Origin of the sequence: Pseudoalteromonas sp. NZS37, assembly GCF_015864265.1 — a bacterium.
Lineage (GTDB): Bacteria > Pseudomonadota > Gammaproteobacteria > Enterobacterales > Alteromonadaceae > Pseudoalteromonas > Pseudoalteromonas arctica.
Map to the genome: position 1 here is coordinate 19,701 of NZ_JADYXL010000012.1, position 25,548 is coordinate 45,248.

At 39.9% G+C, this 25,548-nt stretch carries 24 protein-coding genes; 7 read left to right on the forward strand and 17 right to left on the reverse strand.

Annotated features, from left to right (window positions below; translation table 11 throughout):
* Positions 1-62: 62 nt before the first annotated feature.
* On the reverse strand, positions 63-3,641 hold the full coding sequence (locus I6F47_RS17945) for an ABC transporter permease/M1 family aminopeptidase (RefSeq protein WP_197184291.1): 3,579 nt from the start codon (positions 3,639-3,641) through the stop codon (positions 63-65).
* Positions 3,642-3,650: 9 nt separating this feature from the next.
* Positions 3,651-4,532, reverse strand: a complete 882-nt coding sequence (locus I6F47_RS17950; RefSeq protein WP_197184292.1) for an ABC transporter ATP-binding protein — start codon at positions 4,530-4,532, stop codon at positions 3,651-3,653.
* A 187-nt stretch (positions 4,533-4,719) separates the two neighbouring features.
* Between I6F47_RS17950 and I6F47_RS17955 the strand changes: the two genes are divergently transcribed.
* Entirely contained in the window at positions 4,720-5,397 is a 678-nt protein-coding gene (locus I6F47_RS17955; RefSeq protein ID WP_165722780.1) for a nitroreductase family protein, read from the forward strand.
* On the opposite strand, the gene I6F47_RS17960 is transcribed toward I6F47_RS17955, so the two are convergent.
* The gene (locus I6F47_RS17960; protein WP_007584618.1) at positions 5,390-5,698 is read right to left on the reverse strand and encodes an ArsR/SmtB family transcription factor; all 309 of its coding nucleotides are present in this window, start codon (positions 5,696-5,698) and stop codon (positions 5,390-5,392) included. The genes I6F47_RS17955 and I6F47_RS17960 overlap by 8 nt on opposite strands.
* 285 nt (positions 5,699-5,983) lie before the next feature.
* Between I6F47_RS17960 and I6F47_RS17965 the strand changes: the two genes are divergently transcribed.
* Entirely contained in the window at positions 5,984-6,328 is a 345-nt protein-coding gene (locus I6F47_RS17965) for a rhodanese-like domain-containing protein (protein ID WP_166378880.1), read from the forward strand.
* A 23-nt stretch (positions 6,329-6,351) separates the two neighbouring features.
* On the opposite strand, the gene I6F47_RS17970 is transcribed toward I6F47_RS17965, so the two are convergent.
* The 5 genes from I6F47_RS17970 to I6F47_RS17990 all read right to left on the reverse strand — a co-directional run bounded on the left by I6F47_RS17970 (position 6,352) and on the right by I6F47_RS17990 (position 8,621).
* Positions 6,352-6,747, reverse strand: a complete 396-nt coding sequence (locus I6F47_RS17970) for a DUF1801 domain-containing protein (RefSeq protein WP_024599483.1) — start codon at positions 6,745-6,747, stop codon at positions 6,352-6,354.
* 45 nt (positions 6,748-6,792) lie between these two features.
* Positions 6,793-7,338 (reverse strand): PH domain-containing protein, encoded by a 546-nt coding sequence (locus I6F47_RS17975; protein WP_024599482.1) that lies wholly within the window; start codon positions 7,336-7,338, stop codon positions 6,793-6,795.
* Positions 7,339-7,404: 66 nt separating this feature from the next.
* On the reverse strand, positions 7,405-8,022 hold the full coding sequence (locus I6F47_RS17980; RefSeq protein ID WP_024599481.1) for a LysE family translocator: 618 nt from the start codon (positions 8,020-8,022) through the stop codon (positions 7,405-7,407).
* Complete coding sequence (locus tag I6F47_RS17985; protein WP_024599480.1) at positions 8,023-8,205, reverse strand: hypothetical protein; 183 nt, start codon at positions 8,203-8,205, stop codon at positions 8,023-8,025.
* Positions 8,206-8,222: 17 nt separating this feature from the next.
* Positions 8,223-8,621 (reverse strand): DUF3224 domain-containing protein, encoded by a 399-nt coding sequence (locus I6F47_RS17990; protein ID WP_197184293.1) that lies wholly within the window; start codon positions 8,619-8,621, stop codon positions 8,223-8,225.
* Positions 8,622-8,709: 88 nt separating this feature from the next.
* Here I6F47_RS17990 and I6F47_RS17995 point away from each other — a divergent pair, with 88 nt between their 5' ends.
* Complete coding sequence (locus tag I6F47_RS17995) at positions 8,710-10,488, forward strand: ABC transporter transmembrane domain-containing protein (RefSeq protein ID WP_197184294.1); 1,779 nt, start codon at positions 8,710-8,712, stop codon at positions 10,486-10,488.
* Here I6F47_RS17995 and I6F47_RS18000 read toward each other — a convergent pair whose 3' ends face one another.
* A complete protein-coding gene (locus tag I6F47_RS18000) occupies positions 10,489-11,121 on the reverse strand; it encodes an OmpA family protein (protein WP_165722786.1) in 633 nt (210 codons plus the stop codon).
* A gap of 190 nt (positions 11,122-11,311) precedes the next feature.
* Between I6F47_RS18000 and chrA the strand changes: the two genes are divergently transcribed.
* Positions 11,312-12,466 (forward strand): chromate efflux transporter, encoded by a 1,155-nt coding sequence (gene chrA / locus I6F47_RS18005; protein WP_010554934.1) that lies wholly within the window; start codon positions 11,312-11,314, stop codon positions 12,464-12,466.
* On the opposite strand, the gene I6F47_RS18010 is transcribed toward chrA, so the two are convergent.
* Genes I6F47_RS18010 through speA form a run of 4 tightly spaced genes read right to left on the reverse strand, consistent with a single transcriptional unit; the run spans position 12,423 to position 17,444 of the window.
* The gene (locus I6F47_RS18010; protein ID WP_197184295.1) at positions 12,423-13,682 is read right to left on the reverse strand and encodes a mechanosensitive ion channel family protein; all 1,260 of its coding nucleotides are present in this window, start codon (positions 13,680-13,682) and stop codon (positions 12,423-12,425) included. The genes chrA and I6F47_RS18010 overlap by 44 nt on opposite strands.
* Complete coding sequence (locus I6F47_RS18015) at positions 13,679-14,599, reverse strand: acetyltransferase (RefSeq protein WP_197184296.1); 921 nt, start codon at positions 14,597-14,599, stop codon at positions 13,679-13,681. Before I6F47_RS18015 ends, I6F47_RS18010 begins: the two co-directional genes overlap by 4 nt.
* Positions 14,600-14,624: 25 nt before the next feature.
* Positions 14,625-15,503 carry an acyltransferase gene (locus I6F47_RS18020; RefSeq protein WP_197184317.1) on the reverse strand — a complete coding sequence of 293 codons (879 nt, stop codon included), beginning with the start codon at positions 15,501-15,503 and terminating at the stop codon, positions 14,625-14,627.
* A 60-nt stretch (positions 15,504-15,563) separates the two neighbouring features.
* Positions 15,564-17,444: a biosynthetic arginine decarboxylase gene (gene speA / locus I6F47_RS18025; RefSeq protein WP_024591379.1), complete on the reverse strand. Its 1,881-nt coding sequence runs from the start codon at positions 17,442-17,444 to the stop codon at positions 15,564-15,566.
* A gap of 198 nt (positions 17,445-17,642) precedes the next feature.
* Here speA and speE point away from each other — a divergent pair, with 198 nt between their 5' ends.
* Positions 17,643-18,506 carry a polyamine aminopropyltransferase gene (gene speE, locus I6F47_RS18030; protein WP_007584590.1) on the forward strand — a complete coding sequence of 288 codons (864 nt, stop codon included), beginning with the start codon at positions 17,643-17,645 and terminating at the stop codon, positions 18,504-18,506.
* Between the two features lie 221 nt (positions 18,507-18,727).
* On the opposite strand, the gene I6F47_RS18035 is transcribed toward speE, so the two are convergent.
* On the reverse strand, positions 18,728-19,960 hold the full coding sequence (locus tag I6F47_RS18035) for a hypothetical protein (RefSeq protein ID WP_197184297.1): 1,233 nt from the start codon (positions 19,958-19,960) through the stop codon (positions 18,728-18,730).
* Positions 19,950-20,573 carry a methylamine utilization protein gene (locus I6F47_RS18040; protein ID WP_197184298.1) on the reverse strand — a complete coding sequence of 208 codons (624 nt, stop codon included), beginning with the start codon at positions 20,571-20,573 and terminating at the stop codon, positions 19,950-19,952. The genes I6F47_RS18035 and I6F47_RS18040 overlap by 11 nt, the downstream gene beginning before the upstream one ends.
* Before the next feature lie 158 nt (positions 20,574-20,731).
* On the opposite strand from I6F47_RS18040, the gene I6F47_RS18045 reads away from it, so the two are divergent.
* Positions 20,732-22,774, forward strand: coding sequence for a glycoside hydrolase family 97 protein (locus tag I6F47_RS18045; protein ID WP_197184299.1), 2,043 nt, complete (start codon positions 20,732-20,734; stop codon positions 22,772-22,774).
* A 22-nt stretch (positions 22,775-22,796) separates the two neighbouring features.
* On the opposite strand, the gene envZ is transcribed toward I6F47_RS18045, so the two are convergent.
* Positions 22,797-24,110, reverse strand: coding sequence for a two-component system sensor histidine kinase EnvZ (envZ, locus tag I6F47_RS18050; RefSeq protein WP_197184300.1), 1,314 nt, complete (start codon positions 24,108-24,110; stop codon positions 22,797-22,799).
* A 5-nt stretch (positions 24,111-24,115) separates the two neighbouring features.
* The gene (ompR, locus tag I6F47_RS18055; RefSeq protein WP_002959552.1) at positions 24,116-24,835 is read right to left on the reverse strand and encodes an osmolarity response regulator transcription factor OmpR; all 720 of its coding nucleotides are present in this window, start codon (positions 24,833-24,835) and stop codon (positions 24,116-24,118) included.
* 195 nt (positions 24,836-25,030) lie between these two features.
* Here ompR and greB point away from each other — a divergent pair, with 195 nt between their 5' ends.
* Positions 25,031-25,510: a transcription elongation factor GreB gene (gene greB / locus I6F47_RS18060; protein ID WP_007584978.1), complete on the forward strand. Its 480-nt coding sequence runs from the start codon at positions 25,031-25,033 to the stop codon at positions 25,508-25,510.
* The last annotated feature ends 38 nt before the right edge of the window (positions 25,511-25,548 follow it).

A 25,548-nucleotide genomic window follows, 5' to 3' on the forward strand; every position in this document is an offset into this window, starting at 1 on the left:
AAAGGCCGCATAAATGCGGCCTTTAAAGTAGTCAGTTTAAGTGGTTAGTAAATAAATAGACGTTAGAATTTAGCTAAGTTGTTTTTACTGTCTTTATCGACCAGCTTAATGTAAGGATCAACCCCCGCAAATAGTGGCTTTTCTTTTACTTTTAGCTCAATAGTATTGGTTCCAGATACTATTTGATGCTTGTGCGAGTAAATAACAAAGTCATCAGCTAGTAAGTTTTCAGGGTCGTCGCTAAATAATGCAATATCAATTAGCTCATCGAGCGGCTGTTCGGTTTCTTCACCTTGGCCATCCGCACGCTGTTTAATGGCTTCAATGTTTAGCGTAACGCTATAAAAGCCATCACTATCAGCGCTATCTGTAACTGAAACGTCTTTCATCTCAAGCTCATACAAGGTGATATATTTAAACTGATCGTCAATAAAACTTTGTTCTGCTTGCGTTGCGTCTTGTTTTAAATAGCTAAGTAAATCAAGCGTAGTTGGGTATGGTGTTGATTGGTATTTAAACTCATTCAAAAATGCTTTAAGTGCATCATTTAAACGTTTTTCACCTAAACGATCATAAATCGCCATCATCACAACTGATCCTTTATTGTAATGAAGATATTGTTGCGACTGTGTTTTATATAGTGGCATTTCTTCAAAGGCTTCCCCTGTACGCCCTATTAAGTACCTATCAAGCTCATATTTTAAAAACTTACGTAGCTTCTCGCCGCCAAAGCGTTTTTTTAGCACCATAAGCGCACTATACTGTGAAAGCGTTTCAGAAATAACAGCACTGCCCTCAACATTTGCTCCCGACACTTGATGCCCCCACCACTGGTGCGCTACTTCATGTGCGGTAACATAGTAAGGGTAGTCAACTTTACTCTCATCTCTTAAGTCTGTAATAAACCCCATGCTTTCTGAGTAAGGGACTGTATTGGCAAAACTTTGTGCAAACGAGCGATACTTAGGAAACTCAATAATACGTAGCTGTTTATGCTGATACGGCCCAAATGCTTGTGTAAAGTAATCTATCGAGTCTTGTACTGACTCAATCATACGGTCAATATTCCATGCATGATTTTTGTGGTAATACACCTCAATATTTACCCCATTATGTTCAACCTTTTTACTTTCAAGCTCTGCCGAAAGCACCGCATAAAAGTTTAAAATAGGCGCATCCATTTCATAAACAAAAGTGCGGCGCCCGTCTTTTACACTTTCACTTTGTAAATACCCTGGGGTAATAGCAAATTGCGACTCGTCGGTTGTTACCGTTGCCTTAAAGTTAATAAACCCATTAGCTGCACCAAAATTACTTTGTGTATAGTACTGACTGGCTTCTAGCTTATGGGCACGTTCAAGTTCTGGTAAATCATGCTTACGGCGTTCAAATTTATCAGCTACCTGTAAACCACGGCTATAACCAAAGCTAGGGAGGAGTTCAAAGTTATTAATAAAAGTGCCATTGGCAACTAATTGTGTATCAGAACCTTGATCAGTAAAGCCTTTGTGATCGCGAGTAACCGACAGTTGCCCTTCTCTTATTTCGTTTGGCATAAGCGGCTGCTCAAACTCAAACCATGCTGAATAAAGCGCTGGTAATTTTTCAACTATCTTACCGCCTGCCATGGCTACATCCCAACTTTTAGCGTGTTGAGGTGAGCTTATTAACACTCGCGTAATTGGCTCGTTAGATGTATTGGTAAATTTAATTTTTGCCACAGCACTTAAAGCACGCTTTTTTGGAAAAATATCAACAGTTAAGTCAACATCGGTCACCATAGGTAGTGCTAAGTCTTTGTATTGTGCAAACTGCTGCTCATAACTTATTTGCTTGTCTTGAAACTCATCGCTCGTAGTAAACTCGTTCAAAACTCTTGTGTTGTTATAAATATTGTAGCCTGCACCAACAAACACTAATGCACTAATAACCGCAACCGCTTGCCCTTTTAACGACATATTATAACGAAGCATAGACAGGCGTGTGCGCAGCGTTTGTGAAGGACCACGATGCCATAACGCAAACCCAACAATCGCTAAAACAAGACTTAACGCGCCCCAATATAATGTGTACCAATGCGCAGCTAATAAAAAGTGCCCATAACCATTTATATCAGAATACGGTACGCTACTGCTTTGGCTAAAATGATACATATGATGCTCAAACCCATAAGAATCCATTACTGTTTGCACTATGTAATACAAAATAAACAAGCCCATTCCTACATATTTATTCGGGCTAATAATTTGTAAAAAGAAGGCGAGTACCGTCAGCATAATTAACGGTAAAATCGATAAATAAACAATCCTAAATAAATACTGTCCTAGCTCTAAATTAAATTGACCTTTAAATAACTGAACTGTAATTGTGAGTATCATTCCCACGAGGAACAACCCAGAAATAGCGGCGATTAAAGCCAGTATTTTTGACACCCAAAAAACACTATTATGTACTGGAAAGCTGTCTACAATATCGCCCATACCACTTTGTCGCTCTCGCCATACAAGCTCAGCACTATAAAAAGCGATAATAACAAACAAAAATAAACCGGAAATACCACTAATAACATTTACCATATTCTGAGTTAAAGGCCAGTTAGTAGTGCCATAAGCACCAATAGGCGCAAACAGAGGGATCATAAGCGTTACAATGCTTACACCCGCTAAAATCATAAAAGGAGCACTAAATATAACTTGTTTAAGTTCGAATATACTGCGCATTATTAGCTGAGATTTAGTACTAACCCCCGCTGATTTATAATTTTTAGCACTATTGATAAGTGCAGCTTGTTTATTTTGTACAAAAGCAGAGACTTTAAATTGCTTCTTCTGTTTTTTAGTTACTATGCGATTGCTTAGCTTTCCAAGGCCAAAAAACATTGCAACACTGATTGCCACCCACAATATACGGTTAACTAAAAGGTCACCTGTGAGCGTTAGAACTTCTGTGTTTTTATCATTTACAGTCCAATAACGTGTTAAATCAATTAACGAACCAGAGCCAAATGGGTCGGCGTAAACAACAATATTTCTAAATGCTAAATCATCAAAGTAAACGCCGGCAATTTGATAGGCTATAAAAATCACAACAGCTGCTACATACACCGACATCATGGTTTTAAAATAGACCGCTACACTATTAAAAATAGCCGAAAGCACCAGTAAACTTGGCACTGCTAAATAAAGATAAGGCGCAGCGTAGTACATTAGCTTATTAGGACCAATCAATTCGCCATCGAGCCAGCCAACTAATAAACCAAATTGCGACCCTAAAAACACACCCAATGGCACGCTTAAAAACACAATAAGTACAACTAAGTAAGAACCAAAAAAACGCCCTGCTTGATAAGGCACCGGATTAACAGGCTTACTAAAAACCAGCTCATCCATTTTGCTTTCACTGTTGCGAATAGCAGAGCTGGCAACAAAGTTAACCACTAAAAACATCGCAAACGTACAAAATGTAACGGTTAAAAGCATAATCGAGAAAGGCGAGTTCATATGAACATTCGCCCCACCAAGTGGAAATTTACTGCTAGAGCTTATAAAAAACGCCATAAAAAAGAAGATTAACGAGGTGACATAAAACGAAGGCTGACGCACAAAATAACGCAGCTCAAACGCGAGCATATTAAAAAACATAACGCCCCCTTATGCTACTTGGCTGTTACGATGACTAAGCAGCGTAGAAAAATACACATCTTCTAAATTTGCATTACTTGCTTCAAACCCTTGTGGGGCTTGCTCTGCTATTACATGTAAAATTGTTTTCCCTGCAAATAGGCGCTTAGAAATAACCGGTAATTGCGGCTCAAGTTCTTGCGCTTCTTCTTGGCTCATGGCTTTGCGCCAAATTTGTCCTTGAAGCTTATCGGTAAGCGCTATTGGGTTACCTTCCAGTAAAATCTTACCGCCAGCCAACACCGCCATATTTGGGCAAAGCTCTGCTACATCTTCAACAATGTGAGTCGATAATATAACGACTTTTTGCTCACCTAAGCTTACTAACAAGTTATGAAATCGATTACGTTCCTCTGGGTCTAACCCTGCTGTTGGTTCATCAACGATTAGTAAATCAGGGTCGCCTAATAACGCTTGAGCAATACCAAAACGCTGGCGCATACCGCCCGAAAAGCCACTTACGGCTTTAGAGCGATGTTGATATAAATTAGTGTGCGCAAGTAATCCTTCAACCGACTCTTTACGCTCTGCTTTATTATGAATACCCTTTAAAACAGCCATATGATCTAGCAAGTCGTAAGCACTAACGCGTGGGTAAACACCAAAATCTTGCGGGAGGTAGCCTAAACGTTGGCGCAGTGCCTGTGGGTCTTTAAATACATCAATGCCATCAAAAGTAATTGAACCTGAATCAGCCGACTGCAGTGTTGCAATGGTACGCATTAGCGATGACTTACCTGCGCCATTTGGCCCAAGCAATCCAAACATCCCTTTACCGATAGATAAATCAACACCTTGTAGTGCATGTACGCCGTTATCGTAGGTTTTAGATAACCCAGTTATTGATAGCATTTTTACTTCCTTGAATATGAGTAATTATTTTTATAATGTTTTATATCACAAGCAAAACAGGAACATAAGTTACTTGTTAGTTAAATTTGTAACAACAAATAAACATAATTTAAACTCATAACACTTGCCTGCACTGTATTCACTCGGTATAAAAACCACATATACTTTTTATAAGAAGCGAAAAGCCATGCAAGATCACCAAAGCCAACCATTAAACGACTTTATAGAATATCCACACGACGAAATGCTAAATCGTGCTAACGAGTTTTTACAAACCAGCCAACGCCGTCATAGCATTCGTAGCTTTAGCGATCGCCCAGTACCAAAAAATATTATTGAAGCATGTATAAAAGCAGCTGGCACAGCACCAAGTGGAGCGAATCATCAGCCTTGGCATTTTGTGGCTATAAACAGTAGCGATGTAAAAAAACAAATAAGAGAAGCTGCCGAAAAGCTAGAGCGTTCTTTTTACGAAGGACGAGCAGGTGAAGAATGGTTAGATGCGCTAAAACCGTTAGGTACCGACGCCAATAAACCTTATTTAGAGCATGCACCTTGGCTTATAGCTGTATTTAGTCAAAAAAAGGGCGGCGTAAGCACTGATGATAAAAATACGAATTATTATGTGCATGAGTCTGTTGGTTTAGCTACCGGCTTTTTAATTCAAGCTTTGCACCGCAGTGGTTTGGCAACCCTTACTCATACTCCAAAACCAATGAGTTTTTTAACCGACATATGTGGACGCGATAGAGATAACGAACGCCCGTATATGCTACTTATTGCAGGCTACCCAAGTGATGATGCAACAATACCTGCTCATGCACTGGATAAAAAATCTATCGATGAAATAGCTACGTTTATTTAGTATTTTCTTGTCGGCAAAACCACTCATATAGCAAAGCAATGATCGACTCAACTTTTGGGTCTGTCAATGAGTAATAAATAGTATGCCCTTCTCGGCGAGTAACAACCATATTTGCCTTGCGTAAACTTGCTAAATGCTGAGATAGCGCCGACTGCGCTAAAGGTACCTTTTTATTTAGCTCACCTACACTTTGCTCACCTTGTAATAAACTACATAAAATCATTAAGCGATTTTTGTTAGCCATTAATTTTAAAAACTGTTCGGCTTGCTCTGCGTTGACAGCTAGTTGTTCAATATTCATTTTATTATTTCTCTTTTTGATACCTTTTTAAGTATAGACTTTTACATTAGTAAGTTCTAATATAATTAACATTAGGTTTTACTAATATTAAGATGACCATGAAACTAGCGATGCCATTTTATTAATCGGCGGAAGTGCTGTAGCAGTATCCGCACTATTAAGTTACTTTATATAAAGTAACTTTCAGTTTTTAACGTTATTTATAAGTATTAACTCAATTCAACCTACTTATACCAAGTAGCACTCATTAATGTCTTTTTTAAGAAAAAGAGGATTTACAAACTAATGCTTACATCAATCCCTGATTTACTAAAAATTATCACACCTAACCAACGCCGTATTGACGCAGCGCAAGCAAAACTCGAGCTTGAACAAAATAGAGGTTTACTTATTGATGTGCGAGAACCTGCAGAGCACGCGACAAAATCGGCTGCCGGCGCTATAAATATTCCGCGTGGATTACTTGAAATGAAACTAATGGAAATAGAAAAAGACGCAGCTCGCCCTATTTACGTGCACTGCGCAAGTGGTGCTCGCGCAACGTTGGGAGCAGAAGCATTAACGCGTGTGGGTTATGAAAACGTGACCGTTATTACCTGTGATGCAAACCAAATATGTAGCGTGTTTTAAGCACATACGTAAGTACTTGGTAGTTATACCCCTAGCAAAGGGTAGTGCTTAACTTTATGATAAGTCAGTGCTAATTTAATACACGCTTTAAGTGGGTGTTCTGGTAATGGCTTTTCACTATTTAACACTATTGCTCTATTTCCTTCAAAGGTAAGATTATGAGAGTACAATTCTCTAAATGTGCTTACTAGCTTTGATTGGCAATGAAAAAACAAATAACACGATGAGCCCTTAAAGCCTATGCGAATGGGGCTGCCATTTATTACGCTATAACTTGGCTCTCCCCACTTTAGTGACTCTTCAACGGCTCCTAAGTTTTGCTCTTGTGCTACGATATAAATTAACTCTCGTAATTTTATGAGCTTACTTTTAATTAACTCAGGATAATTATTAAATATATTTTCGACACCCTTATTCATAAAAGCATCCTTCTTAGCAGAGCATTCGTTACATTTAAGGCTAAACTATTTTTGCTGCCTTTCATCAAGTAAAACTAGTAGCATCTGCTCAATATTTTTAACACTATAAGTAAGTGCTCTCAGTAGCTCTTTCTCACTTTGCTCTGTTGCCTGCTGCGACGTTTTACCTTGATTAGCCAATACATCTTTTTGCTCAAGTATCGCCTCTCTAAACTCACTCGCATTAACTACACCAAGTAAAGATACTAAAGCGCCATTTCCTGACTGCCCAGCTGTTTCAAAACTTAAACGGTACAACCCAAATAGTCGCATTAGTGGGCCTTGGCTTAAACCTACATCGGTTATTTTTTCAAGCGGAATAGATTTTTCTTCTTTAAATAATATGCCACGTTTAACTACCAATTTTTGTGGTAATAAGTCAGCAGACATAGCTGCGAGTATTCGCCCGCCCACTAGCCATACAATCGCCAAGACAATGGGTAACAACGGAATAGTCACCAGCGCTAGTACACTAAAAAAAGCGGCCATTAGCATCCAGTATTGCTGAACCTTCGGGTCGAAAGATGCACTTTTTAAAATATGTTTTGTCATTGTTTTAATCCTTTATCTATATAACTAAAAATACACTCTGCAAGCTTCAATAATCTCTACTCAATCTTACAAGCTAATAACAACTTTTATAGCAAGAGCAATAAACACAACACCCAGTATTTTATCAAGCCATGGGTTTTGCTTAGTAAAGCCAAAGCGGGTTTTAGAAACCTCGGTCAATAATGCCACCAGCAAATACCAGCCGGTATCAATGACAAACACCGTTAAACACATAATTATGCCCACACTTAAAGTAAGTGCCTGAGGGTCTATAAACTGTGAGAACAAGGCTAAAAAGAAAATAGCGAGCTTGGGGTTTAAAAACGCAATGGCAAAACCATCTTGTAATGCTTTAGCTTCACTTACCTCACTTTTTTGTACTTCAAGTTCGTTATTACTTGGTTTTGCTAGCAATATTTTTATACCTAAATACGCCAAATAGGCCGCACCTAAGTAAACTAGTATTTGATAAACAGTTGGAAACTGCGTCATTAAAGCGCCTAATCCCAATAACGATGCACCGGCATACAAGCCAACGCCAATACCATGACTGAGCGCGGCAAGCATACCGTTTTTCATACTGCCATTAAGCGAGTGCTTTAAAACCACCGCTAAACTTGGCCCTGGTGACATTGCACCCATCATGCAGATAGCCGCTAGGCTTAACCATACTGAAAGTGTCATCTAAAGCTCGTCAGTTTCAATAAATAATGTATAACCGTGCACTTGCCCATAAAAGCCAGTTAATGGCACTGCGTTTATTACTTTCCAACCATCTTGGTTTAATTCCTGTATGCGATCATTCAGTGCGACTATATCTACGCCACCCAAAAAACGGGTCTTTCTAAATTCGATTACTTTTTGCATTTTAGTCCTTGTGTACTTTATAAAGTGTATTCAAAATCGTAGTAGTGAATTCCTTGCTCAATGCATATTTTCATACTGCCAGTTAATCCTTTTAGCTCATTTGTGCCTGAATCAGGAACAACATTTAAAATAAGACTGTCTTGTCCTTTATCCATAGTGCCAAAGTGTTGCAGTACAAAACTGCCCTGCTTACCTTCAAGCTCACCTATCACTTGCTCTATTGCCACGTAACCCGCACTGCCTTGGGTTGGCGTCATTGCGCTAAGCATCTCGCCTTGGCTTGTAGCATTTAAGTCACCTTTAAATGTTTTATCGATCGACATACGTCCTAAGTTAATACCTTGCTGCCCTTTGGCATAACCTTCAATAGGCGCTAAAGCCACTGTAAATTCACCGCTTATTATTTTTGTTGTCATAACAATTCCTTATTGATGATATTTAATACTATTGATTTTTAATCCGATGATGCCATATCTATACCTTAACCTTTAAAAAGAATCCACTATGTCAAAAAACACCTCTGCATCCGAAAAAGCCGCTTTTAGCAGTTTATTACCTGTTTTTGCTTTTATAAAACCTTACAAATGGATGGTAGTAGCTGCGCTAGCCGCGCTATTGGTCACTGCGGGTGTTAACTTATCACTAGGTCAGGGGGTTAAGTTTGTTATTGATCATGGGTTTATTGCAGGCTCCAAAGATCAATTACAACAAGCTGTACTGGTACTCATTGGCTTAATCAGCTTATTAGCGATCGGTACCTTTAGCCGTTTTTATTTAATGTCATGGATTGGCGAACGGGTAAGTAACGATATTAGAAAAGCAGTGTTTAATCGCATTGTAACGCTACACCCTAGCTACTTTGAAGAAAACCGCAGTGGCGAACTTATGTCGCGTTTAACCACCGACACCACATTACTGCAATCAATTATCGGCTCATCATTTTCTATGGCACTGCGCAGTGTACTTATGTTGATTGGTGGCTTAGCTATGCTGTTGTTTACTAATTTAAAACTTACCTTAGTGGTTGTAGCCTGTGTACCGCTGGTACTTGTTCCTATGATGATATTTGGTCGCAAGGTACGTAAACTAGCAAGCTCTAGCCAAGATGCCATTGCCGACATAAGTACCTATGCCGGAGAAATCATACAAAATATTAAAGTAGTGCAAAGCTATAGCCACGAAGCACAAGAGCAGCATGCCTTTGCGCTTGAGACCGAAAAAGCCTTTAACGTGGCTAAAAAACGTATTAAGCAACGTTCATTTTTAATAGCCGTGGTGATTTTTTTAACCTTTAGTGCCATTAGCGCTATGCTATGGGTAGGTGGCAACGATGTACTTGCAGGTACTATGACAGGTGGTGAGCTAGGTGCGTTTGTGTTTTACGCTATTATGGTGGCAATGTCGGTGGCAACCGTTGCTGAAGTATATGGCGAACTACAACGTGCAGCTGGTGCTGCGGCAAGGTTACTTGAGTTACTTGCTGTTAAAAGTGAGATAGAAAACCCGCTAGATCCACAAGACGATAGCTTACTGCAAAACATTAACAGCCCTGCTATTACACTTGAAAATATAAGCTTTAACTATCCCTCTCGCCCAGACGTGAGTGCGCTTAATAAAATAAGCCTAAATATAAATCAAGGCCAAACCGTGGCAATTGTTGGCCCTTCTGGCGCAGGTAAAACAACGTTATTTGAATTACTACAACGCTTTTACGATCCGGCTAGCGGAGCTATTAAGTTTAAAGATGTAAACATTAAAGATTTATCGCTTAATACTCTGCGTAATAAAATGGGCATGGTAGCGCAAAACCCTATTTTATTTAGCTCCGACGTAATGCATAACATCCGCTACGGCAACCCAAGTGCAACCGATGAGCAAGTATATGCCGCAGCAAAGTATGCGCATGCCGATGAATTTATCAAACAGTTACCGCAAGGTTATAACAGCTTTTTAGGTGAGCAGGGTGTGAGGTTATCGGGTGGGCAAAAGCAGCGTATTGTGCTTGCACGTGCCATATTAAAAGACCCTGAAATACTTCTTCTTGATGAAGCCACCAGCGCGCTGGATGCGCAAAGCGAACACCATGTACAAGCTGCACTTGAGCATTTAATGAAAAACAGAACAACGTTAATTATTGCCCATAGGCTGGCAACGGTAAAACATGCAGATGTAATTGTAGTAATGGAAAATGGGGAAATCATAGCAACGGGTACTCACCAAGAGTTGTTAGCAAGTAACCCGTTGTATCAAAAACTGTGTGAATTACAGTTCAATAAAGACTAATTATTCTTCGGTATTTGGCACTATCTGAATTTCTACGCGACGGTTTTGAGCACGGCCATTTGCACTATCATTAGTTGCAATTGGGCGTGTTTCGCCATAGCCCATAGTGCTAACACGTGTAGCCATAATTTGTTGGTTCACTAAGTAGTCTTTCACACTTTGTGCGCGTTCACGCGATAGGTTCATGTTGAAGCTATCTTTACCCGTACTGTCAGTATGCCCTTGCACACTAAGGTAGGTTTTTTCGTACTTGTTCATTACTTTAGCAATCGCATCTAACGTATCGTTAAAGCCTGATGAAATATAAGACTGAGCAGTCGCAAACGTAATGTTTGATGGCATTACTAAACGTAAGTTATCGCCTTCACGCACTACTTCAACACCTGAACCCGCTAACTCATCACGAAATGCTTCTTCTTGCTTATCCATGTAGTCGCCAACAGCAGCGCCCGCCAGTGCACCAATAGCTGCACCAATAAAAATACGTTTATCTTTATGATTACCCGTAGCCTTACCTAATACACCTCCGGCTGCGGCGCCTATAGCGGCTCCTTTACCTGTGTTATTCATTTCACAACCAGAAAGTAATACAGCTACTACGGTTACGCTTAAAAGTGATTTAGTTAAAGTCATGGTGATACCCTATTCATTAAGAATTTAGCAAGAGTATGCAAATACATGTATGAACAAACTATGAAGAGAGTGTTAAAAGCAACGCATCTTGCTTGATTGTTAAACAGACCTCAAACTAATGTGCCATTTTAATAAAAATGTCATACTACGCTGTGACAATTTAATGAATTTTACAAAGGATATTGGCGCAATGTTAATTGCTATTTTTAGACAGTTTTTTTTACTAGGGTGTATGAGCTTTGGCGGCCCTGCTGCGCATTTAGGTTATTTTAAACGCCACTTTGTAGACTCGTTAAATTGGTTAACTAACACGCGTTACGCACAACTTATTAGTTTAAGCCAAGCGCTGCCTGGGCCGGGCTCTAGCCAAGTTAGTTTTGCTATTGGTGTTGAGCGTGCTGGAGTACTGGGCGGTATAGCTGCCTTTGTAGGTTTTACTCTGCCTTCGTTTTTAATAATGGTGCTGCTTGCGGTGAGTGCTCATCAGTTTGACGCTGTTTACTTTGCTATTATTGCAGGCTTAAAGTTATTTGCCGTTGTTATAGTTGCTGATGCTACATTAAGTATGGCTAAAAGCTTTTGTACAAGTGCTGCGCTTAAGTTACTTGCTGTAATGAGTACACTTGCTTTGGTGTTATTTCCAATGATGGGTACTCAAATCGCTATTTTAATAACCGCTGCAACAATAGGTGCTATATGGCCTTTATTAAAACTGGGTACAGCCACAGAAAATGTTAGCAGTACAAAAAGTAATATTAATTGGATTGCACTGGGGTTATTTGCGCTCTTACTTGGTGTTAGCTTTATTCCACTAGGACATGAGTTTGCTTTGTTTGCCCCTTTTTACCAGGCAGGTGCAATGGTGTTCGGCGGCGGACACGTAGTACTGCCGGTACTTCAAGCTGGCGTACCAGCATTGAGTGATGATCAGTTTTTAAGTGCTTACGCGAGTGCACAAGCAGTACCTGGGCCTATGTTTACTATTGCTACTTACTTAGGCGCACAACTTACTACCGAACAACCTTTAGTGGGTGCTCTTATAGCTACACTGCTTATATTTATGCCTGGTTTTTTACTTATACTCGCATTCCAAAAGAGCTGGATTAACTTGGCAAGTAAGCCACGTTTTGCAAGCTCAATAGCGGCGCTTAATGCCGCGGTAGTAGGTTTTTTAGCGGCTGCACTGTATTCGCCAATTTGGACATCAGCGGTGCATAATCTTTGGCAAGTTGCGTTAGTAATAATTACATTTGCATGGCTGCGATTTAAAAAGCCACCTATTTGGTGGCTCTTAGCTTTATTTATTGCTGTGGGTCTTTTACAACACTATTTGCCATCACTCTAAATGTTGGCTTATCTGTTTGTTGCTCACTCGGTGGGCTTAATTGCCCGCTTACACTTTGATATGCTCTAAGCCCAAACACGGGTAATACCGCAAGTAAATGGTCCATTATTTCGGCTTGTAAATGCTCGTACGAAATCCAGCGTTTGTCTTCACTAAAGCAATAAAACTCAATAGGTAAACCATGGTTTAGTGGTTGTAGCTCTCGTACCATTAACGTAAGCGACGTATTAATTTTACTGTGCTGTTTTAAATAGCCTTCAGCATATCGACGAAATAACCCTAAATTAGAAACCTGAGCAGGTAATGTCGTCACTCGAATATAGTCGTGCAGCGGAATAGCCGCATCAATTTGTTTTCTAAACTCATCACCCACTAAACAAATACTGTGCATATCTATGTTAAGTGAACGTTTAATACGTCTACCGCCCGACTCTTGCATGCCGCGCCAGTTTTTAAATGAACCCGCTACCAACATATAAGTTGGAATAGTTGTTATGGTGTTATCCCAGTTACGTACCTTTACAGTGTTTAAACCCAAATCAATTACTTCGCCATCGGCGCCGTAGTTTTCTACTTGAATCCAATCACCATAGGTTACTAAACGGTTTGCTGCTATTTGAATACTGGCTACAAAGCCTAAAATAGTGTCTTTAAATACTAATAACGTAACGGCAGCAATAGCACCAAAGCCAGAGAGAATATAAGTAGGTGACTTCTCAAGAAAAATGCTCACAATTAAAATTGCACACACAATAAAGGTTATTAGCTTAACAACCTGAATTAAGCCCTGAATAGGGACCTCGCGGGCAAACTCTAACTGGTTATAAATAGTACCCGCAATGCTCACAATACTACTAAAAATAAAACCAGCATAAATAATAAGTAAAGCTTGTCCTATCGTTTTTAGTATTTCTGCTGCTATTTCGTTAACTGGGTATACACTATCAAATGTAGCTAAAAACAATACGCAGCAAAGCATTCCTGCAATACGTTTATTTAGCTTATTGAGCATAGGCGAAAGCGCACCAATTCGCTCAGGGGAAAGCCTCGTCACTATTTTTTGAATGCCAGGTAACATTAACCTACGAGTAAATAAGTAAACAATTAATAAAGAAAAGATCCCTATCGAGACTGCGGTGATTGAGCTAAGAAAATCCGCGTCGGGTACTTTTTCAAACCAAGGAGCAATTAATTCCTGTAGGTGGGTGTTGGTCATAGTGTTTCAATTTCCTTACTGATTTGTGGTTCAGGTAAATCTTGTTGAGCATAAATATCGGCAAGCTGCTGATCTTTAGCAACCCATAGCTCATTCACATAATGTTGAAAATTAACTTTAAATACGTCATCGCTTTGATAGCTGCCCTGCATACTTTCATTAATGGGCGTTACATTTATTGAAACATAAATAGAATCTAGCTCACCTTTTAACAAGTTACGACAAACATGATCTGTTTTACCGCTATACACTAAACTTGTATTAAGCATGGCATCAAATTGATCCGCTAATACTTCAAGCGCAAAAGCAATGCCGCCCGCTTTAGGCTTTAATAAATACTTAAAAGGACTTTGCTGGAGATTATGTTTGGTTGGCGTATAGCGTGTACCTTCAACAAAATTAATGATGGTAGTAGGATGATGACGAAAATTACGACAGCTACGCTTGGTGCGCTCTACATCCAATCCTTTCAACTTTGGGTTTTTAGCTAGTTGCGCTTTGCTTACCCGTTTCATAAACGGCATACCCATAGCCCACGCACCAGTCCCAATAAAAGGCATGTATTTTAACCCGTCTTTTAAAAAGAACTTAGGGGCAGGCAATGCATGTAATGAGCTAAGTACGGTTATATCTAACCAACTCGCGTGGTTACAAATAAGTAAATACCAACTTTTTGAGTTTAAGTCGCCACTTATATCAACCACAATGTTAGGGCAACCTAACCAAAGCCCTAAACGGTTGCCGTTACACCAACCTCGGTAAGCGCTGTGTAATATAGAGTTAACCACAGGCAAAGGCAGTAATAACTTAATAAGGCCCAGTACAAATACTAGCGAGCCAAAAAGTATCATGTTAGAAAACAATACGCAGCCTACAATTAAGCCGTTAAGCCAATTGGGTAACCACTTTTTTAGCATAACTGTAAGCTCATATTTTTACCTTTTACTTAGGGGGTTTTTCGAGCGATTGCAGTGTTTGCTCTTTGTTTTCCCATAAGCGGTTTAACTCGCTTTGAAAGCGAACTCTAAATTCAGAATCACCTGTGTAGTCACCAATAAGCTCTTCGCTTACCGGCCTTACTTCCACGTGTACGTTGATATTTTTTACCTTACCACCAGCAAAATCCATAAAAGTAGGTATGCCATCAGGGTAGTGAATTGTTACGTTAACCACTTTAGTAATTTGCTCGCCCATTGCTTGCATTACAAAAGCAATCCCGCCCGCTTTTGGTTTTAATAAATGTGGGAACGGGCTATTTTGACGCTCATGCTTTTGCGTAGTAAAACGAGTGCCTTCTACAAAGTTAACTACGGTTACTGGCATTTCTTTAAATTTTTCACACGCTTTACGCGTGGTTTCTAAATCTTTGCCACGCAACTTTGGATTCTTTTTTAATTGGCTTTTGCTCGTGCGAGTCATAAACGGAAAATCAAGCGCCCACCAACACAAACCTAAAATAGGCACGTAAATAAGCTCTTTTTTCAAAAAGAAGTTTAAAAATGGAATTTTTCGATTAAACACACGTTGTAATACTAAAATATCGACCCAGCTTTGGTGATTCGCTATTACTAGGTACCAATCCTTTAGTTTAAGGTCTTCAAGGCCAGTTACATTAAGTTTAGTTGGCGTAAATAACTTTTGATTTAAGCTATTAAAGGTAACCCAAATAGTTGCAAATTGCTTAGCTGCCCAGCTCATAAGCTTTTGTAAAGGCTTAATAGGGATAAGCTTTATAAGCCCACAAACAAAAATAGGCACAAACCAAAAAAGTGTGTTTATTGTGTAAAAAATAATACTAAATACACTGCGAATAACTGACATTACTTCCATTCCTTTAAACATTGCGCAGCCACTAATACTGCGCTTTCAGTTGCTTACAAATTAATCTTCAAAATAGGTATAGCCTTCAAGGCCTGCATTAAGCTCAGCTAAATAACCTTCTTTACACTGCGTCGATACATCAAGTTTATTAACTTGGTACGCAAAGTTGTCAGCTAAAATGGCGCTATCATAGTCAACAAACTTTAATACATCCTTAACGCTATCACCTTTTATGGCATTGGTTAACACATAACCTTCATCGTTAAGCTCTACATGCACTGAATCAGTGTCACCAAATAGGTTATGTAAATCGCCTAAAATTTCTTGATACGCGCCTACCATAAACATAGCAATGTGGTATTGCTCGCCATGCTTATATTCTGGTATTGGTAGGCTGGTTTCGATACCAGCGCCTTCAACGTATTCACGAATCTGCCCGTCAGAATCGCAGGTAATATCTTGAATAATCGCGCGCTGAGTCAATGGCTGAGTTAAGTTTTCGATTGGCATAACCGGAAACAACTGCTGAATACCCCAAACATCAGGCAATGACTGAAATAATGAAAAGTTAACGAACAGTTTATCTGCAAGTTTTTCGTTTAAATCGTCGAGTACTTCACGGTGCGCGCGCGCGTTATTACTAAGTGATGCCCGCACACGATGTAAAATAGTAAAGTAAAGCTGCTCTATTTTCGCCCACTCTAGCATGCTTACTAAGCCATGCACGTACTGATCGTGCGCTTCGCTAAATAAGTGCATAGCGTCGTGATAAATCTCTAATGCCATACGCGGGTTTAAACGCTGTAAACACTGCCACATTTCATCAAGCACTAATGCGCTATTTTCAAGCGGTGGCTCTGGATTTAAATGATTAGGCGCTTTTTCTACGTCAATTACATCGGTAATTAATACCGCATGGTGAGCAGTTAAAGCACGCCCCGACTCGGTGATAATGGCCGGATGCGTAAGATTATGCTGATCGCACACTTCTGCAAATGCATTCACTACGTTACGCGCATACTCTTCTACGGTGTAGTTCATTGAACATGCACTACGCGAGCCAGAGCCCTCGTAATCAACACCTAAGCCGCCGCCCACATCAACGGTATTTAACGGTACGTTTAATTGTGTAAGCTCAGCAAAGTGGCGTGCACATTCACGTAAAGCACGGTGAATATCACGAATATTGGCAATTTGAGAACCAATATGAAAATGCACCATTTGCATTAAGTGCAGCTTATTATGCTTTTTAAGCACTTCAACAGCACTTAGTACTTGGCCTGCTGTTAAACCAAACTTGCCTTTTTCGCCGCCCGTGTTTTGCCACTTGCCTTTGCCTACTGAGTTTAGGCGAATGCGAATACCAATAGCCGGTTCAATGCCTAGGTTGTCTATTTCTTCAAGTAGTGTGGTCAGTTCTGAAAGCTTTTCTACCACAATTTTTACGCTGTGGCCCATTGCTTGACCAATACACGCTAGGCGTAAAAACTCACTGTCTTTATAGCCGTTACACACTATTGTGATTGGCTCTTTTGCTACACCCAAAATAGCCATAAGTTCTGGCTTTGAGCCTGCTTCTAGGCCAACAAGCCCGCTTGGATGCGCTAATAGTTTACTTACTACAGAACGTTGCTGATTTACTTTAATTGGGTAAACACAGGTGTATTTTCCGTTATATTCACGATTTGCTCGCGCTTGCGTAAACGCGTTAGTAAGGGTGTCTACACGATTTTTTAAAATATCGGTAAAGCGCACTAAAACCGGCAACGTTAAACCTTGTTGTTTAAACTGCTCTGTTAATTGCGTTAAAGAAATGGCCGGTTTTGTTTGGTCGCCATCTGGGTAGGCCACCAGTTCGCCTTGTGCGTTAATATCAAAATAACCATCACTCCAATGAGCAACGTTATAAGTGGCGCGTGCTGTTTCTAAACCCCAGGTCATGGCAACTCTTCTTTAGTCAATTAGGTATAAAGGCGCATTTTAATACGTCACTATCCACTAGGCTAACAAAAATTGAACTTTCACTCACTCCTAACTAACTTTATTCGTCAAATCAGTTAAAATGTCATTGAGCAAAACGCCAAGCACTGGCAGAATTGCCCCTTTTTCATACTCAACCTAAAAAGTGTAATAGTAACTATGGCAAATTTAGATCAAAGTAAGTGGTTTACTGAAATTAGCGACCGCGATGGCAGCGCATTTTCATTACGTATTAATAAAAAGTTAGATGAAAAACAGTCTCCTTTTCAAAAGGTAGAAATGTTTGAAACCACAGACTTTGGTAATTTAATGATCATCGACGGGTGTACTATGGTAACAACCCGCGAAAACTTCTTTTATCATGAGATGATCAGCCACCCTGCACTTTTAGCGCATCCAAACCCTAAAAACGTCGTTATTATTGGCGGCGGCGACTGCGGTACTTTACGCGAAGTATTAAAACACCCAGGCGTAGAAACTGTAACGCAAATAGATATCGACGAAGTAGTAACGCAAATGTCGTTAAAATACTTCCCAGAGCTTTGTGAATCTAATAACGACGCCCGTGCAACTGTTATGTTTGACGACGGTATTAAATACATGCGCGAAGCCGCTGGCGAATCTATCGACGTAGTCATTGTTGATGGCACAGATCCGGTAGGTCCAGGTGAGGGTTTATTTAACCATGCGTTTTACACAAGCTGTTTAGATGCACTGCGCCCAGGTGGTATTTTAGTACAACAAAGTGAATCACCACTTATGCACATGCCATTATTAGTTGAAATGCGCGAAGCAATGCTAAGCGTAGGCTTTAACGATTTACAAACACTGCCATTCCCACAACCAATTTACCCAAGCGGTTTATGGTCAGTAACACTTGCGCGTAAATCACAAGCATTTGACGGTTTTAGAGAAGACGCTGCTGCAAATATTGCACAGCACAGCGAGTACTATAACAACGGTATTCACCATGGTGCACTCGCTACACCTAACTACATGAAACGCGCATTCGATAAAAAATAATACCAATCTGCTTATATATAGGGTCTATTTAACGTTAAGAAAATTACGCTAGAACTAGGCAAAAATTTTTGTATCTAGTTGTTCTAAATAAAAAATTTTTAACGACGTTATAGTGCAATTTAATTCGTTAAATTGATCAAAGATTTATGCAGGTTGGTATAATCTATACCAATTTTATTAAACTAAAAAGGGAGCATTTAAATGCTCCCTTTTTTATACTTTTAAAAACGCCATTGCGCATTTAGCATTATTTGCTGCTGCGAGATTCGTTCATTAAATCCAATTGGCTCTCTATTTTTTGCAACACTTTTAAGTGCAGAACCTTCAACCCCTATTTGTAGTTTATTAGTGAGCTGGTAGCGCCATGTTGCGGTTAAGCCTTCCCCATTACTTGCATTAGGGTCAAACGCGGTTGTGTCGTTGTCAGTAACTTTAAAATAATCATAACGTACTGAAACTCGATGTTTGCCTTCTTTATGGCTCAGCATTAAATAATGGCTATAAAAAGCATTATCAATTAATGCGTTACTGCCCATTTCAGTTTTACCATTAAGTACCTGTGCTATTAAACGTGTTTTACTATTAAACTTATAAAGCCAAGCGGCGCTTGTAAAGCGAGTATCCCAAGCATACTGCCCTGTACTAATATTAAGTGTGGTTGGGTCGCCATTATTGTTGTAATAATAAATTCGAAATTGTGATTTTTTTAAGTAATCCCAATGTACGCCAGCGTAATAGCCAAAACGCCCATCTACTTCTTCAAACGGTAAAACCTGATTAGCCTGCCAACGTAATTCGTATGCATTTAATGCCGCTATAGGCGCAAATTTAATACTTTCGTTAAATGTAGTTTGTCTATCGTGTAATGCAAAACCACGCCACGCAAGTAAAGTACCGGCAGGATCATTGCCTTTAAATGTAGCACCTACAAAACTAAAGCTATGAGCGCTGTTGAAACGTTTTGCTGGGCGCTTAATAGTTACCTCTGCGCCAACAGTGCGTACTTCCTCGCCTATCCAGCTATTAATAGCTGAGTTTGTATAGTTATAAGGAGAAGTCCACCCTATATCAGGGTTTTCAAGCGACATAAGTGGGTAAAAGCCCCCCACGCGCATGTGCCATTTATAGTTGCTGTTAGATAGTGGCTGATACTTTATATAAGCCTGCGTAAAACCAAGGTCAACGTCAGGATCTTGATTCGCATTTAACACCCCATGAGCCGACCAACTAGATGCTAAATCAACATTAAAATCTAAAATACCTTGGGATAAAATAAGTTCGTCGCTTTTAGTATCGTGCCGATATAGCCCAAGGCCGCCCTCTTGGAAGCTACGTATATCGTCCCCCTGCACGGCTCTAATTTGTATCAAGCCTTTTACTTGTGCATACAATGCATTACTAAAACATAAAGCACCGGCTAAAAATGCCAGCCTCGTTAAGCGATTAATAGTCATCAAATTCATCCGTAGCAAAGTCAATTTGCTCCGCAATTTCCTGCTTTACTTTATAAGTGATAGGGTTAGTAGCCACATTGATAGTTTGAGATTCAACCTTACTAATATCACTAAACCCAGAATGCCAAACACTTAACGTGTATTCGCCTGCATTGGCATTTAAATCAACATTCCCGTTTTCATCGGTGATTGCAAAAATAGTACTATCTACCACCACAATATAACCTAACATCCAATCATGAATATTACAGCCAAGCTCAACAACACCCGTTTGATCAAAAGTAATGGGCGCTTTTGGGTGCTCCTTATATAGCTTTAATTCGAACGTTTTGGCTTTAGAAAATGAATAAACATGATGCATGATTGAGTCCGCATTCGGAAACTCTACCTTTGCATTTTGTGGGACAACTAAAATACGCGGCTTAAATTCTCGATTTTGCTGGGTCATCGCATAAGGTGCTTCTGGAGGAATAACGCTAGAGAGGTCTCCTGCAGTTAGCCATACAACAGCATTAGGTAATGGGTCATTATTAGCATTTTTAATTGTAATATTTGCTGCAAAAACTCCAGTATTAACACTTAGTAAAAATACACAAAGTAAGCTTTTTATCATTTTCTTGTCGCTATTATCAATTTGTTTACATTATAGACCGATTAAGCCACCAAATTCTTTCTATTTTTTAAAACATTGAATACGTATGTAAGCAGTCGTATTAATCATCAACAGTCATTATCCTTAAATGTCACCACCGACTCATCTAAGGACACACCATGAGAATACCAGCACTTGTGCTTTTAGCCTTTGCTAGTAATAGCTACGGACAAACCGTAGAGCTAAAATCGCCAGACACACAAATAACAGTAAGCATCTCTGACGAAAACAACACGCCAAGCTACGCAATAAAATTTAAAAACAAAGCGGTTATAAACAAATCTTTACTGGGGTTTGAATTTAAAACACAAGCAGCTTTTAGCGACGGCTTTAAAATTAAAAGCATTGAACAACAAAGCGTTAACTCGCAGTGGCAACAACCTTGGGGCGAACGCCAAAACGTTGTTGACGAATATAACGAAGTAGCCGTTACCTTTACAAAAAATGAGCCAAATAAAGGTACCTACACCATTCGATTTAAAGCATTTGATAGTGGTGTAGGTTTTAGATACGAAGTACCACAACAAGCCGGCTTCGAGCATACAGAAATAACCAAAGAGCTGACTGAATTTGCAATAAACAATAGCCATGATGCAACAGCATGGTGGATACCTGCTCGTGGCTGGAACCGCTACGAATATGTTTACAACACTACTCCACTTAACGAAGCTCCACTAGCTCACACACCATTTACGTTTAAAACAAGTGACGGTACTCATATTAGTATTCATGAAGCCGCACTTGTTGATTACGCAGGCATGGTGCTTAATCAACGCCGCTCTGGTACGTTCACTGCCGATTTAACACCGTGGTCAGATGGTGTTGCAGTTAAAAAACAAGGTGCTTTTAAAACACCATGGCGCACCATTCAAATAGCCGACAGCGCTGTTGGCTTAGTTAATTCAGATATAATACTAAACCTAAACGAGCCTAATAAACTCGGTGACGTGTCGTGGGTTAAGCCTGGCAAATACGTGGGTATTTGGTGGGGTATGCATATAAACACGCAAACTTGGGGTAGCGGTAAAAAACACGGCGCCACTACGCAAACCACAAAATACTATATGGATTTTGCAGCGCAGTATGGTTTTGATGGCGTACTCGTTGAAGGCTGGAATATTGGTTGGGATGGCGATTGGTATTTTAATGGCGATGTATTTAACTTTACCAAACCGTACGACGACTTTGATATAGCAGCGCTTGCTCAATACGGCAAAGAAAAAGGCGTACAGCTCATTGGCCACCATGAAACATCAGGCAATGTAAGCAACTACCGTGACCAAATGGAAGATGCTTTTGCCCTTTACGAAAAATCAAACGTAAACCAAGTAAAAACAGGTTATGTAGCCGATGGCGGAAATATAAAACGTATAGACAAAAACGGTATTGCTCGCCACGAATGGCATGACGGCCAGTTTATGGTTAACGAATACCTTTATAACGTAAAACTTGCGGCTAAGCATAAAATTAGCATTAATACTCACGAGCCAATTAAAGATACAGGCCTGCGCCGTACTTATCCAAACTGGATTGCGCGCGAAGGTGCACGCGGACAAGAGTATAATGCATGGGGTTCACCACCTAACCCACCAGAGCATGTACCAATGCTTGCTTTTACCCGCATGCTTGCAGGACCAATGGACTTTACGCCAGGTATTTTTGATATGAGCTTTAATGGTTTAGGAGGCGATACAAACCGTCCACAAACTACACTTGCCAAACAACTTGCACTTTATGTTGTTTTGTATAGCCCAATTCAAATGGCTGCCGACTTACCTAAAAACTATTTGGCTAAGCCCGATGCGTTTCAATTCATTCAAGACGTACCAACAGATTGGCAGCAAAGTATTGCTATTGATGGTGAAGTAGGCGACTTTATTGTATTCGCTCGTAAAGAACGTAAAAGCACTAAATACTCAGGAAATGATTGGTACTTAGGTGCTGTTACTGACGAAAAAGCCAGAACTATTGAGGTAAAACTCGACTTTTTAGAGCAAGGCAAAAAATTTGAAGCACAAATTTATAAAGATGGTAAAAACGCAGAGTGGAAAAACAATCCGTACGATATTGCTATCGAAAAACGTGTTGTAACTGCAAGCGATAAACTAACGCTTAAATTAGCCACTAGTGGCGGTACAGCTATTCGTTTTAAAGCACTTTAATATAATGGGCCCCCTGCATTTACTATGCAGGGATTGATACCTTTATTGGCAAATATACTTGTGCACTTAAACCGCCTTCTGGGCGGTTTTCTAGCTTTACTTTACCGTCGTGCATATCAACAATGCGTTTAATAATAGCAAGGCCTAAACCACTGCCTTCACTGCCACGTGCAGCATCGCCTTGTTTAAAGGGCTCAAACACAGACTCTAGTTCGTTTTCAGGAATGCCGGGGCCATTATCGTTTACAGCGATAACTACATACTTTTTGTTTGAATTAAAGTAGCTAAGTACTTCAATATCGCCCTCAGAATAACGCAGCGCATTACCAATCATGTTGGTAATTACACGTTTAATAGCCACAGAGCTTAACGGTATATTGCCTATATTTGGATTACTTTTAAACGTAATAGTACGTTGATGCTGAAGCTCAGAATTGACAACCTCGGCAACTAAAGCATTGATATCTTCGCAACTTAGTTCTTCACGTTTATGGTGGCGTAGATACTCAATAAACTGATCAATAATCCCGTTCATGTCTTCTATATCGTAAATAATACCTTCACGAAGATAATCATCTTCATCAACCATCATTTCGGTGGCTAAACGGATACGCGTAAGCGGCGTACGTAAATCATGAGATACACCGGCCATTAGTAAACGGCGGTCGTTTTCAAGTGCGGCAATTCCGCGCGACATTTGGTTAAACGCGCGCGTTACTTCTATTACTTCTGTTGAGCCTTGTTCTTCTAACTTGGTAGAAAAGTCGCCTTTACCCACTTTCACTGCAGCTTGTTGCAGTGCTTTTAATGGTCTATTAAGGTGCCTTGCAAACAACCACCCACCCAGCACACTTAAAAAGCCAATACTTGATAAGTAAAAAGTTAAAAACTCTAAGTTGTTCTCTTTAAAGCCTTTAAGCGGTACTTTTACCCAATAACCTGGCGCTTGCGGTGCTTCGACCCAATAAATCAACGGATCAGTTTGGCTAATACGTACACGAGAATAACCACCAAGTTGCTCAGTCATGCTGCGCGATAGCATAGAATATTCGCGGCTTTGCCCAAGCCCTTGGCGCATTGCTTCGCGCTGCGTCATGACTTCAATGCCGGTAATTTCAAAAAACTTTGCAGATACTTCGTCGTTTATTTCAACGCCATCTTCCCAGTCAATAAATACTGTTTTAATTTGCTTAGCAAGCATCAAGTTAACTTGCTCAATGGTTGGTTTTACAACATAAAAACTAACCGTAACATAAGACACTATTTGATTTATGAGCAGCAGAGCCGCCACTAAAAAAACAGTTTGTCCAAAAGCACTGCGCGGAAACATGCCCATAAATATTACTTTTCACCGTCAGGAACAAACACATACCCCAAACCCCAAACGGTTTGAATATATCGCGGATTGGCAGCATCTACTTCAATCATGCGGCGAAGTCTCGACACTTGCACATCAATGCTTCGCTCAAGCGCACTGTAATCGCGGCCACGCGCTAAGTTCATTAGCTTATCGCGGCTAAGTGGCTCACGTGGATGCGAAACAAGCGCTTTAAGCACTGCAAACTCACCACTGGTAAGCGATATTGTTTTATCCCCTTCACTCATTTCGCGCGTTGCTAAATTAAGCGTAAATTTACCAAAAGCGATTAAGTTTTCTTCAGCAGCAGGTGCGCCTGGCACTTCTTTTGCGCGGCGACGTAAAATGGCTTTTATGCGAGCAAGTAGCTCTCGTGGATTAAATGGTTTTGGAATGTAATCGTCAGCGCCAAGTTCAAGGCCAATAATGCGATCTACTTCGTCGCCCTTTGCAGTAAGCATAACAATAGGAATTTCATTTTCTTTTTGGCGTAGACGGCGGCAAATAGATAAGCCATCCTCGCCTGGAAGCATTAAATCGAGAACCATTAAGTGAAAGTTTTCTCGCTCTAGGAGTCTATCCATTTGCTCCGAGTTTCCTGCGGTTCTAACAATAAAGCCTTGCTCTACTAAATAACGTTCAAGCAAACTGCGTAAGCGCATATCGTCATCAACAACTAATACTTTTGTGGTTTCGTGTCCCATAATCTCTTTCTTATTTTTATATCCAATTACTAGTTAATATAAATGAAAAACTTAATAATCAAAAACTAATTACTTGCTTAGATTGTTACTGAACATTTCAAAGCTTACTTACTCGCACTTTATTATATTTTACGCTCGACAAGTTTTGACAAATTTAATAACGTGCACACCATTAGAGCTAATAAAGAATTCACCATGAAAACAAATTTAGTTACCCGCGAAGGTTACTTACAATTACAACAAGAACACGACCAACTATGGAACGTTAAACGCCCAGAAGTAACAAAAATAGTAAGCTGGGCAGCCAGCCTCGGAGATCGCTCTGAGAACGCAGACTATCAGTACAACAAGCGTTTGTTACGCCAAATTGACCGTCGTGTACGCTATTTACGCAAACGCATACCTGATTTAAAAATCATCGACTACTCTCCCGTTCAAGATGGAAAAGTGTTTTTTGGTGCATGGGTCGAAATTGAAAACGAAGAAGGTGAAACTAAAAAATTCAGAATTGTCGGACCTGATGAAATTTACGACCGAAAAGATTACATATCGATAGACTCACCTATGGCGCGGGCGCTGATTAAAAAACAAGTAGATGACGATTTTGAGGTACCTACTCCTCAGGGTAAAAAACAGTGGTATGTAAACAGTATCGATTACCAAAAAAAGAAATAAAAAGTTTTGATTCAGATCATGTTAACTTTTGATTGTGT

Coding starts and splice junctions, on each gene's coding strand:
- I6F47_RS17945 (WP_197184291.1), bottom strand. CDS start 3,641: ATGTTTTTTAATATGCTCGCGTTTGAGCTGCGTTATTTTGTGCGTCAG.
- I6F47_RS17960 (WP_007584618.1), bottom strand. CDS start 5,698: ATGAATATTGAACAACTAGCTGTCAACGCAGAGCAAGCCGAACAGTTT.
- I6F47_RS18010 (WP_197184295.1), bottom strand. CDS start 13,682: ATGACCAACACCCACCTACAGGAATTAATTGCTCCTTGGTTTGAAAAA.
- I6F47_RS17965 (WP_166378880.1), top strand. CDS start 5,984: ATGCTTACATCAATCCCTGATTTACTAAAAATTATCACACCTAACCAA.
- I6F47_RS17975 (WP_024599482.1), bottom strand. CDS start 7,338: ATGACAAAACATATTTTAAAAAGTGCATCTTTCGACCCGAAGGTTCAG.
- speE (WP_007584590.1), top strand. CDS start 17,643: ATGGCAAATTTAGATCAAAGTAAGTGGTTTACTGAAATTAGCGACCGC.
- I6F47_RS18040 (WP_197184298.1), bottom strand. CDS start 20,573: ATGATAAAAAGCTTACTTTGTGTATTTTTACTAAGTGTTAATACTGGA.
- I6F47_RS17985 (WP_024599480.1), bottom strand. CDS start 8,205: ATGCAAAAAGTAATCGAATTTAGAAAGACCCGTTTTTTGGGTGGCGTA.
- speA (WP_024591379.1), bottom strand. CDS start 17,444: ATGACCTGGGGTTTAGAAACAGCACGCGCCACTTATAACGTTGCTCAT.
- I6F47_RS17970 (WP_024599483.1), bottom strand. CDS start 6,747: ATGAATAAGGGTGTCGAAAATATATTTAATAATTATCCTGAGTTAATT.
- I6F47_RS18020 (WP_197184317.1), bottom strand. CDS start 15,503: ATGTCAGTTATTCGCAGTGTATTTAGTATTATTTTTTACACAATAAAC.
- I6F47_RS17955 (WP_165722780.1), top strand. CDS start 4,720: ATGCAAGATCACCAAAGCCAACCATTAAACGACTTTATAGAATATCCA.
- I6F47_RS17995 (WP_197184294.1), top strand. CDS start 8,710: ATGTCAAAAAACACCTCTGCATCCGAAAAAGCCGCTTTTAGCAGTTTA.
- I6F47_RS18045 (WP_197184299.1), top strand. CDS start 20,732: ATGAGAATACCAGCACTTGTGCTTTTAGCCTTTGCTAGTAATAGCTAC.
- I6F47_RS18015 (WP_197184296.1), bottom strand. CDS start 14,599: ATGCTAAAAAAGTGGTTACCCAATTGGCTTAACGGCTTAATTGTAGGC.
- I6F47_RS17950 (WP_197184292.1), bottom strand. CDS start 4,532: ATGCTATCAATAACTGGGTTATCTAAAACCTACGATAACGGCGTACAT.
- chrA (WP_010554934.1), top strand. CDS start 11,312: ATGTTAATTGCTATTTTTAGACAGTTTTTTTTACTAGGGTGTATGAGC.
- I6F47_RS18035 (WP_197184297.1), bottom strand. CDS start 19,960: ATGACTATTAATCGCTTAACGAGGCTGGCATTTTTAGCCGGTGCTTTA.
- I6F47_RS17980 (WP_024599481.1), bottom strand. CDS start 8,022: ATGACACTTTCAGTATGGTTAAGCCTAGCGGCTATCTGCATGATGGGT.
- ompR (WP_002959552.1), bottom strand. CDS start 24,835: ATGGGACACGAAACCACAAAAGTATTAGTTGTTGATGACGATATGCGC.
- greB (WP_007584978.1), top strand. CDS start 25,031: ATGAAAACAAATTTAGTTACCCGCGAAGGTTACTTACAATTACAACAA.
- envZ (WP_197184300.1), bottom strand. CDS start 24,110: ATGGGCATGTTTCCGCGCAGTGCTTTTGGACAAACTGTTTTTTTAGTG.
- I6F47_RS17990 (WP_197184293.1), bottom strand. CDS start 8,621: ATGACAACAAAAATAATAAGCGGTGAATTTACAGTGGCTTTAGCGCCT.
- I6F47_RS18000 (WP_165722786.1), bottom strand. CDS start 11,121: ATGACTTTAACTAAATCACTTTTAAGCGTAACCGTAGTAGCTGTATTA.